The organism is Hydrogenobaculum sp. (assembly GCF_049967395.1).
In the GTDB taxonomy this organism is placed as follows: domain Bacteria; phylum Aquificota; class Aquificia; order Aquificales; family Aquificaceae; genus Hydrogenobaculum.
The window spans coordinates 1-10,188 of record NZ_JBMFST010000050.1; the positions used below are offsets into that span (position 1 = coordinate 1).

The 10,188-nt window shown below is 34.6% G+C and carries 13 protein-coding genes; 4 read left to right on the forward strand and 9 right to left on the reverse strand.

Annotation, left to right across the window (positions count from 1 at the left end):
- The 8 genes from ACP5S8_RS06930 to ACP5S8_RS06965 all read right to left on the reverse strand — a co-directional run.
- Positions 1-337, reverse strand: a 337-nt coding sequence (locus ACP5S8_RS06930; protein WP_461876238.1) for a CZB domain-containing protein, incomplete at its 3' end; no start/stop codon positions are given.
- A gap of 200 nt (positions 338-537) precedes the next feature.
- On the reverse strand, positions 538-759 hold the full coding sequence (locus ACP5S8_RS06935; protein ID WP_461876239.1) for a hypothetical protein: 222 nt from the start codon (positions 757-759) through the stop codon (positions 538-540).
- Positions 760-769: 10 nt separating this feature from the next.
- Complete coding sequence (locus tag ACP5S8_RS06940; protein ID WP_461876240.1) at positions 770-958, reverse strand: CDGSH iron-sulfur domain-containing protein; 189 nt, start codon at positions 956-958, stop codon at positions 770-772.
- A gap of 126 nt (positions 959-1,084) precedes the next feature.
- Complete coding sequence (locus ACP5S8_RS06945; protein ID WP_461876242.1) at positions 1,085-2,287, reverse strand: type III PLP-dependent enzyme; 1,203 nt, start codon at positions 2,285-2,287, stop codon at positions 1,085-1,087.
- 30 nt (positions 2,288-2,317) lie between these two features.
- On the reverse strand, positions 2,318-3,511 hold the full coding sequence (locus ACP5S8_RS06950) for a TRC40/GET3/ArsA family transport-energizing ATPase (protein ID WP_461876243.1): 1,194 nt from the start codon (positions 3,509-3,511) through the stop codon (positions 2,318-2,320).
- A 38-nt stretch (positions 3,512-3,549) separates the two neighbouring features.
- The gene (gene mtnC / locus ACP5S8_RS06955) at positions 3,550-4,215 is read right to left on the reverse strand and encodes an acireductone synthase (protein WP_461876244.1); all 666 of its coding nucleotides are present in this window, start codon (positions 4,213-4,215) and stop codon (positions 3,550-3,552) included.
- Positions 4,212-4,763: a 1,2-dihydroxy-3-keto-5-methylthiopentene dioxygenase gene (locus ACP5S8_RS06960; protein ID WP_461871981.1), complete on the reverse strand. Its 552-nt coding sequence runs from the start codon at positions 4,761-4,763 to the stop codon at positions 4,212-4,214. The genes mtnC and ACP5S8_RS06960 overlap by 4 nt, the downstream gene beginning before the upstream one ends.
- Positions 4,760-5,371, reverse strand: a complete 612-nt coding sequence (locus ACP5S8_RS06965) for a methylthioribulose 1-phosphate dehydratase (protein ID WP_461876245.1) — start codon at positions 5,369-5,371, stop codon at positions 4,760-4,762. Before ACP5S8_RS06965 ends, ACP5S8_RS06960 begins: the two co-directional genes overlap by 4 nt.
- Before the next feature lie 105 nt (positions 5,372-5,476).
- On the opposite strand from ACP5S8_RS06965, the gene ACP5S8_RS06970 reads away from it, so the two are divergent.
- A complete protein-coding gene (locus ACP5S8_RS06970) occupies positions 5,477-5,689 on the forward strand; it encodes a bifunctional endo-1,4-beta-xylanase xyla (protein WP_461876246.1) in 213 nt (70 codons plus the stop codon).
- Between the two features lie 6 nt (positions 5,690-5,695).
- Positions 5,696-6,934: a UDP-N-acetylmuramoyl-L-alanine--D-glutamate ligase gene (murD, locus tag ACP5S8_RS06975; protein ID WP_461876247.1), complete on the forward strand. Its 1,239-nt coding sequence runs from the start codon at positions 5,696-5,698 to the stop codon at positions 6,932-6,934.
- Here the strand turns inward: murD and ACP5S8_RS06980 are convergent.
- Positions 6,921-8,102 (reverse strand): NAD(P)/FAD-dependent oxidoreductase, encoded by a 1,182-nt coding sequence (locus ACP5S8_RS06980; protein WP_461876248.1) that lies wholly within the window; start codon positions 8,100-8,102, stop codon positions 6,921-6,923. The genes murD and ACP5S8_RS06980 overlap by 14 nt on opposite strands.
- Positions 8,103-8,201: 99 nt before the next feature.
- Here ACP5S8_RS06980 and ACP5S8_RS06985 point away from each other — a divergent pair, with 99 nt between their 5' ends.
- Positions 8,202-9,647 (forward strand): glycosyltransferase family 39 protein, encoded by a 1,446-nt coding sequence (locus tag ACP5S8_RS06985; protein ID WP_461876250.1) that lies wholly within the window; start codon positions 8,202-8,204, stop codon positions 9,645-9,647.
- Between the two features lie 62 nt (positions 9,648-9,709).
- A partial coding sequence (locus ACP5S8_RS06990) for an AAA family ATPase (RefSeq protein ID WP_461876251.1) occupies positions 9,710-10,188 on the forward strand: 479 nt, incomplete at its 3' end.

Below are 10,188 nucleotides of genomic sequence, written 5' to 3' on the forward strand. Positions count from 1 at the left end.
TATGAAAATCAACATGTAGTGCTCCTATTCTTTTAAATAGATTGACAACCTCATCTCCGTATTTTTGCAATTTTTCAATATCTATTTTATAGTAACTTTGCCCAAACTTACATTTTGTATAAGATGGCGGATCCCATTCTATCTCACCATTGATAAACTTTATAAGGTTTTGTATATACTCTTCATGCTGTTTTATCGCCTTTATTAGAGTAGCTATAAGTTCTATAGTTTCTTTATCTGCCTGATTTAAATTTGGCAAGTTTAAACTGTTTAACATATTGTCTACATCTAAATATTTAAGTATAAGACTTGCTTTCTCTAACGATTGTTGCGGCATAACCATATCCTCCTTTTAGGTTCATGTTATAAATAATATAAAATCTTAGTCTGCGACAATATCACATATAACAAGAGTAAAAAATATAAAATCTGTTATAAGCAATACTATGATTTTTCACATCTTAAGTTTTTTTATTCAATAATTTTAAATTTATTTTTTATAGTTTCTAAAAGCCCCGATAAGGGGCTTTGACTTTATTATTTTATTTCACCTTCCCAGTATTCGATGGCGCCAGATACGTTTTCGGAGTTTTGTTTTAGGTTGTCGTACATGGCTTTCATGAAGCGCTCACAGCCTTCTACTGGGGCATGCTTTGCTACGCTTTCGATCTCTTTTAAAAGCTCGTCGTTTTTGGCTTTTAAAATCTTTAAACCTTCTATGTAGGCTTTTACTTTTTGTCTGTCAAACTCTTGCTCCATACAAATCTCCTTATGCTAACTCAATCCTTTCGTTTTCACCGTATATATAAAGCTTTCCTTCGGCCTCGTCTTGAGTCTTCTTGTGAGATCCATCACAAAATGGAAAACCCTTTGAAAGCCCGCAAGTGCAAACCCATTTTTCCTCATTAGCCTTTATTTGCACTGGTCCTTTGCCGCTTAGTTTAACAAGTCTTGCCATAGGCTAACCTCCTTTGGTTTTGATAGTTTTATATTAAAGTATACAGTTTATCTTGTCAAGTAGGCACTTTGAAGTGAGTAAGTATAATGAAGGATACTACTATTAATAAAACTATTGATAAAAGCACTATACAAAAACAGTCTCTGGTATACCAAAACCGTTGAAATTGGCAGCATAAACCGTAGTGTAAGCCCCGGCAGCCATTATATACACTCTATCGCCTATGTCTAGCTCTGGAAGGTATGTGGTATTTGATATGATATCCATGCTGTCACAACTGACACCAGCTATAGTGTAGGGTTTTATCTCCCCTTTTTGCTCAGCATACATTGGATAACTTATTCCACCTAGGACTTCCGCAAGACCGTTAAATACTCCGGTATCCAAATGAATCCAGTAAGATTCTTCACCGTTTATATACTTTGTGGTCTTCCCTATAACAGAGCTTACCAACACGCCTGCATCTCCTACGAGTCCTCTTCCTGGTTCTATTTGTACTTCCATGGGCTTTATAAGGAAATATTTTTGCAAAAGTGCTTCTATGTAAGACCCTATGTCTTCTATGCTAAGAGATTCGTATTGATAGTTTATAGGTATACCACCGCCCAGATTTAGCATTGTAAGTTTTATATCTTTGTATATGGCTTTTTCCCAAAGCTCCCAAGCTTTTTTTATACCTATAAACCAATTTCTTAGGTTGTTGCATTGAGAACCTACATGAAAAGTAATACCGTACGGTACAAGCCCTTGTGATTTTGCATATTCAAGAAGGCTTAGAGCATCATCTACATTAACGCCAAACTTGTTTGTAAGAGGCCAATCGCTTCCTTCGTTTGGTACTATAAGCCTCACATAGACTCTTGACCTTGGAGCTATCTTTTTTAACTTGTCTATTTCTTTGTAAGAGTCTATACTAAAAGCCTTGATACCTGATTTATAAGCGTAATCTATAAAATCTAACGGTTTTACCGGGTTGCTAGATATTATTCTTGAACCATCTACTCCAAGTCTTAGGACTTTTTCCAGTTCCCAAGAAGAAGCCACCTCGTAGCCGCTACCAAGGTCGTTTAGCAAAGCTAGTATCTCTTGATTATCGTTTGCTTTTACCGCATAATATATCTTTGCTTCTTTTAAAGCTTCTTGTAGTTCTATAAACCTCTCTTTTATCCTGTCTAAGTTTATAACAAGGGTCGGGGTTTTTACGCTTTTAAGAACATCCAATATGAAGGGTTTTCTCAATACTATGTTGTCGAAATACTGCTTTGCAAACCTATACTGCAAAGGATATACATCCGGCACCTCTTCAGCTTCCAAAACTTTTTCTGGCATAAGATTAGTATAATACCTTTTTGTTAAATTTCAATTATTTTTTGCCAAGTCTACGTATAGGTAAGGAGCATCGTATTTAGCTTTGATTGGTTCATAATCTTTTAGTTTTCTTGGAAGCATGACGTGAGATTTGAAGTTGCCAGCCCTTACTATTATTTCATCCTCTCCTTTTACCACAGATATAGCGTCTTTTCTTATATAGGGGGCTCTTAATCTCAACGTGTAGTTACCGTTTGATTGTAAAAACTCAAAAGGCTTGTCTTTAAAGAGAATATCTGCAGGATTTTTATCTTTGTATATTAAATCTGAGAGCATCTCTAGCTTTTGCAAACCGCAGACCTCTTCTTGCATTGTAGGTACATCAAAGATTGGCGTTGGTGTAAACAAAGATTTTATCTCTTCAAGGTAATTTTGTTGGGATTTTACCCATTCTTTAAAAAATTCGCAATCTGCCACTTTGTCTTTTGGAAGTACTTTGTTTACTATAACAGCATCTACATTTACACCAAATAGGTTAAAATACATATAAGCCCTTTGGCTTTCTTTTACCACCATTTTTTCTGGGTTTGCAACTATTCTAACGGATGTGGTATCTGGGTCTATCAGTATTTCATCAACACCTTTTAGCTTTTCGTAAAAGTTTTCTAAAGCTTGGAAATAGTTGTCATCTGGAATTGGGACATCGGTAAGCCTTTTTGCTACGGGTCTTGCCACTTTAAAAATCATACGCTCTGTTTTAAATATTCTTTTCATATACCATTTTAGAACCGTAGGCATTGAAACAAACCTTAGAGACTCACCGGTGGGTGGTAAGTCTAGTATTAGGACATCAAACTCTTTATCTTTGTAATACTTATTTACATACAGCAAACTTGTAACTTCTTCCATACCAGGTAGTATGGCGAGCTCTTCAGATAAAACACCATCAAGCCCTGTGGTGTTAAAAAGAAGCTCTAAAAATCTATAAACGTCTCCCCAGTATCTATCTATTTCTTCTTGGATATCTATCTCTTGAATGTAAAGATTTTCGTTTATTTGAATAGGAAGGCCTTTAACAGCATATTTTTGCTCATCTGGTATATCGAAAGAATCTCCTAGGCTATGGGCTGGGTCTAAAGAAACCACTATCGTCTTGTAGCCCATTTTTGAGAGCTTATAACCGGTAGCCGCCGATACCGTAGTTTTTCCTACACCGCCTTTTCCAGAGAATAAAATTACTCGCATATAGAAAATTTAGTAAACTCATTTAAAAAGTCAACTTGTTAGAGGTTTATATCATTAAAATCTCTGATACAATCTTTTTCTTCGCAAGGTTTGTCCCTCGATACTAAAATAGCATTCATACCTGCTTCTTTTGATGCTTTTATCTCATCTTTTACATCGGATAAAAATAAAAATGCCTGCGGTTCTATTTCAGTAGTTGAAGCTATCTTTATATAAGAGTTTTTATCTTTTTTAGAACCTACTGTTGTATCAAAAAAACCGTCAAAAAGATATGTGATATCTCCATATACCGAATATCCGAAAAAGAGTTTTTGGGCTTTTATAGAACCAGAAGAATACACAAAAATTTTGTATCCTTTTTCTTTTAGCTCTTTTAGTTTAAGATAAGCATCTTCGTATATATGACCTTTTAGCTCACCACTTTTAAACCCCTCTTCCCAGATATGTCCTTGAAGCTCTTTTAAAAGCGTATCTTTTATATCTTTTTCAATAAAATCTTTGAAAACTAAAACGGCTGTTTCCAAATCTATATTTTTTTCAAGCTTTTGAGATAGCGCATTGATTATAACTTTTATATGCTCTTCCTCCCAGTGTTCTTGAAGATAATCTTTTAAACGCATTTTTGAATATTCAAACATCACCTCTTTTACATAGCTTATAGAAGACGTAGTGCCCTCAATATCTGTAAGTATTGCTTTTATCATAGAATGGCTATATCGTCATGGGTTGGAATTTTTAAAGATATGTCAGAACCCGTAAAATCTGCTACCCAGCCCTCAGGTATCAAGAAAAATCTTATAGCTTTGAAAAAAGGCTTTGAACCCATATCAAACCAATGCTTCGTATAAGCTGGCACGCTTATAAAATCTCCTTTTTCACAAAAAGCCACATAAACTTTATCATCTATATGAAGATAAAAAGTACCGCTTCCATCTACAAAAAACCTAACTTCGAAATCAGAGTGAGTGTGCTCTTTTAAAAACATGTTTCTTAACTCATCTTTTTTAGGATTTTCTGGTGTTAGGCTTACCACATCTAAAGATTTAAATCCAAACTCTCCGATTATTCTATCTATATCTTCTTTATAAGCTTTTACCACCTCTTCTTGCCCGGCATCCCAAGAAAGTTCGTTGTCAGCTTTCCATCTTTCAAACCTTACACCTAAATCTGATAATTTTTTTGATATTGTTTCATAATCTTTTAAAAGCTCTAAAAGTGTGCCATTCTCGTCGTAAGTTGCTAAATGACTCATAGGCTACTCCTTTGCAAATGCATACTCCTTAACTCGCAATCAAACAAAAAATCTAAGGCTTCAAGCTTTACGTATGCATCCATCGTATCTTTACCCCAAGCGTAAATGCCGTGGGATTTTAGTAAAAATCCGTATCTTACTTCGTTTTTGTCTATAGCTTTTTGTAGTATATTAGATAAAGCTCTCATATCTTGCATATTTTGGAAAATAGGTATTTCTACAACACTTTCATGGGTGTCTATTCCGTCAAAGGCTTTTAAAAGCTCATAATCTTTTAATATTACTTTGTCTTCTAAAAACCTTGAAACAAGGGTAGAGTTTATAGTATGTACGTGAAAAACCGCATTTACATCGGGAAAGTTTTTATACACCATAAGATGAAGAAGCGTCTCAGCAGAGGGCTTTTTCTTACCTTCCAACGTATTGCCTTCATAATCTACTATCACAAAGTCTTTTTCGGTTATATGTCCTTTGTGAGTCCCAGATGCAGTTATACATACTCTTTTATTATCAAGTCTTACAGATAGATTGCCAGCAGTGGCTGGAAGCCATCCTCTTGCGTGAAACTCTCTTGCAATTTTTACAACATCAGCTACTTTTTCTTCCATAGGTTAAATGTTATAGTATATTCTTTATTTTTGGTATTGTCAAGCATCTATGCACTTGCAAAATTTGAGATAATTATTATATTTTATTTTAAGGAGGATAAATATATGGCAAATGTAAATGCAGTTGGAGCTTATAACGCTTACAATGTGCATCACCACAACAAGGTAAACGAGCAAGCTAACAATCAAAACACGGCTCAAGCCACAGCTGTTAACAAAAACAACGAAGCCAAAAACCAAAATACCCAAGAGCAACATAATCAAAACCTTCAAAACAATCCACAGCTTACAGCAACTATATTAAACTTATACAGATAAAGGTTAGTGGCTTACTTAGTTTGGGGAAAAGGAAGAAGCGGTTTAGCAGCTTTTAATCTTTTAAAAGCAAAAGGCTATAAGGCTTATATAGGGGACGATAAAGAAGATAAAAATCTTTGGAAAGATGTTTGGAACGAGATAGACATAGTAGTTTTATCACCAGGTATACCACCTTCTCATCCTCTTTGGCAAGAGGCTATAAAATCTTCAAAAGAAGTAATAGGAGAAACCGAATTAGCCTATAGATTTTACAAAGGTAAAAACATAATAGCAGTGACAGGTACCGACGGCAAATCTACTACTGTGCACCTTATACATCATTTTACTGGCTTAAAAGAAGGTGGTAACTTTGGTACACCTTTTAGTGAAATAGTCCTTGATAACGATAAAGAGGATGTAGTGCTAGAAGTATCTTCTTTTCAAGGAAAAACCTTAGATACCTTTAGACCAAACGTAGGTATATTCTTAAACTTTTCAAAAGACCATCTTGATTGGCACCCAAACATAGAAGATTATTTGGCTTCAAAAAAGCGTATATTCAAAAATCAAACCAAAGAAGATCTTTTGATATTAAACGCTCAAAAACCTGTTTGCGATATCCCTTCTTTGGCTAAGAAAGTGTTTTTTGGAGAAAAGGGAGATTTGAAAGTTGTAGGAAACGACATATATTACAAAGATGAAGTGTTTATAAAAGATGTGTATCATCCTTCTTTAAAGGGTCTTCATAATCTTTACAACATTGCGGTTGCTAGTTTTGTAGCTTTTAGTATGGGTATAAGTTTAGAAGATATAAGAAAAAGCTTAGAAACCTTTGAAGCGCTTCCTTTTAGATACCAGTATCTTGGAAATTTTGATGGCATAGATATATACAACGATTCTAAATCCACAACGGTAAATGCTCTTATGAGCGCTTTAGAATCCACCAAAGCTCCTATTCTTCTTATAGCTGGTGGTATAGATAAAGGAGGGGATTTTTCTTCTCTTAGCATTTACAAAGACAAGATTAAGATGGTGTTTTTGTATGGAAAGGATAAAAACCTTATAAAAGACCAGATAGCATCATTTTTAAAGGTTTGTGTAGTGGATAGTCTTGAAGAGGCTTTAATAAAAGCTAAAACCGAGGCAAATAAGGGCGATACTATACTTTTTTCTCCCGCCTGTGCTTCTTTTGATATGTTTGAAAGCTATAAGCATAGAGGAGAGGTGTTTAACGCTTTGGTGAAAAAGCATTTCAATAATTTATAAGAGGAAGCTTTGGTAGTTTCTTCGTTTTCACCAACTTAAAGTGCATACCCCATAGTCTTTTAAAGTAGTGCCCTATTATAGGCATTGGTAAAAATATAGCTTTTTTATTGTTTCTGTAAACAAGCCCCGCTCCTTTTGTGCCCATATCCATAAGACATATTATGCTCATATGCTCTTTGTAGGATTTTGGCGCTCCTTTTTCTTTCCCTTCTTTTAGGGCTATGTTATAAGCGCATACTCTTGCCATCGCTTCTGCAAGATGTCCTTGTTTTGCTTTCCAGTCTGGTCCTTCTAAAGCTGCTGAGTCGCCTACGGCATAAACATAATCAAAATCTAAAACCTTTGTAGTATCATCTATTTTTATAAAACCAGCTTCATTTTGAGGCAAATCTGATTCTTTTATAGCCTTGTGGCCGTCTGTGGCTGGTATAAAAGCTATAATATCGGCTTCTATCTTTTCCCCGTCTTCTAATATCACACCATCTTTTTGAAACTCTTTTATTTTTTTACCAGTTTTTATGTTTATATTTAACTTTTTAATCATTTCCATGGCACTGTTGTAAGCTTTTTCCCCAAGCCTTATACCGGGCTTATCCATAGGGGCAAAAAACGTTAGCTCAAAGTTTTCTCTTAAATTTAGGCTTCTAAGATAATCATCTAAATTTAATAAAAGCTCAAAAGCAGGACCACCTCTTACACCAGATGGGTCTTTGAGATTGCCGCCAAAACCTACAGCTATTTTACCGAAGCCTTTTAAAACAAGTTTCTGGATGGCTTCTCTTAAATCTAAGGCTTGAGTGGGTTCTGAGCATATAGAATAAGCGTATTCCATACCTTTTGGATTTACTTTAGAACCGCCAAGGGCTATCACCAGATAATCAAAATCTTTTAAAGCGCCGTTTTCTTTTAAAATTACTTCTTTGTCTTTGGCTTTTATTGATAAAACCTCATCTTTAATAAATCTAAAGTTGTGTAATAAGGCTAAGTTGTTTAGATTCATTTTTATATCGTTAAACTTTATCCTCTCTACTGGTACCCATATGGCAAGTGGGTAAATGTAATAATAATCTCTATTTGAAACAAGCGTCACGTCAAAACCGTATTCACTAAGCAAAGAAGCTGCTTCTACTCCTGCTATACCACCGCCTAATACCAATATCTTTTTCATAAAAGTTAATATAAGCTCACTTTTTTATTTTTTCTATGCTAAAAGCCATATACTTTTATTTCACAGTTAACACAGCTTTTTACCATATAATAGTTTGTGATGAACTTTAGAAACGTTTTCTTGATAAACGTGTTTTTTTTGATTTTTAGAGTACTTTATGTGCTTTATTATCCTATATCCTTAGACCCAGAAGAAGCTCAATATTGGGACTGGGCTAGGCATATAGATTTTAGCTACTATTCAAAACCGCCTTTGGTGGCTTATTTAAACTTTGTAAGCATGCATCTTTTTGGTATAAACAACTTAGCCGTTAGGATATGGCCTATTTTGTTTGCTTTTACAATCTTAAATTTCTCTTATTTTTTTGTTAAAAAAATATACGGTCAAAAGGCGGCTTTTTGGTCTTCTGTGATACCAAACACCGTAATAGGTTTTAACATAAATGCAATACTGATGACCACCGATGCGCCATTTTTGTTTTTCTGGGGACTTAGCGTTATAGCAATGTACGAAGCCCTTCACAAGAATAGGCTAAGAGATTACGTATACCTTGGCATATTTGCCGGGCTTGATTTTTTGGCAAAATACACTGCCGTTTTCTTGGTGCTTGGGTTTTTATACGCTTTTATCTATAAAAAAGATGCTCTTAAAAGCTTCAAACCTTATCTTTCAATATTTATAGCCACTTTGATAGGTATTCAGGTGATAATATGGAATATATTCCATCACTTTGACGGGTTTAAACACGTTGGGGCTTTGGCAGGGGTAGAGGATGATGCAAGCGTTAAAGTGTTGAGAGTTTTAAATTTTTTAGGTGGGCAAATTGGGGTGCTATCGGTGGTTTGGTTTTTTGTGTTCTTATACGCTTCTTTTAAAAGCCTAAAACAAAAGGATCAAAAAGATATGTATTTTATTATTTTATCTTGGCCTATTTTGATATTTTTTGCTATTCTTAGTATAAATACAAACGTCCAAGCCAACTGGCCAGATTTTTCTTACTTTAGTGCTTTTATCTTGATATCCAAATATTTTGAGGCTTTTAGAAAAAAGATGCTTTATATATGCTTTTCTATGGTTATAACGATACTTGTAATGTTCACGCCAATTCTTGATATAATAGGTCTTGGTAATGTGTTAAAGCCTATACACGACCCTACAAAATTTTTAGTAGGATGGGACAAGCTTGGGGCTTTTGTATCAAAATTTTACAAACCTGGGGATTTGGTGTTTAGCGATTATTACCAGATAGCTGGGGAACTTGCCTTTTACATGAAAGACCATCCTGAGGTATTTTGCATAAACTTAGGCACTAGAATGAACGAGTTTTACCTATGGCAACCTCTTATGAAAAACTATATAGGGCATGACGGCATCTTTGTAAGCGTCCATCCAATAGACCGAAAAGTTTTATCTGGCTTTCAAAAACTAATATATCACACTACCTACACGGTTTATTGGAGAGGAAAACCTATAGAGACCTACTATATATATGTATTAAAAGGCTACAACGGCCATATAAAGCAAGTGAAGACAAATAGCTATTGATAGTAGATGTGAAGTTTTTCGTTTTTAGATTATAATAATCTAAATTATAATAGAGGTATAATATGAGGTTTATAAATAGAGAAGAAGAACTCAAGACCTTGAAAGAAGAGTATCAGAAAGAAGGATCTTCCTTTGTAATAATATACGGAAGAAGGCGCACTGGCAAAACCACGCTTATAAAAAGGTTTATTGAAGGCAAAAAAGCTATATATTTTTTGGCAAACCTTCAGAGCTTAGATATCCAAATAGAGGAGTTCAAAAGCATAGCATACGATATTTTAAAGGATGAAATAATTTTGTCTATAAAGGATCTGAAAAGCGTTTTTAAATATATATCAAACAAAGCTAACAAGCAAAAGCTTATAATAGTAATAGATGAATTTCAATATCTTGCTGATGTGGATAACTCTATACCTTCTTTGTTTCAAAGCATATGGGACGAAATTTTAAAAGATAAAAACATCATGCTCATTTTATGCGGATCTCTGATTGGTCTTATGCACAAGCTTGCGTTATCTTATAAAAGCCCTCTTTACGGCAG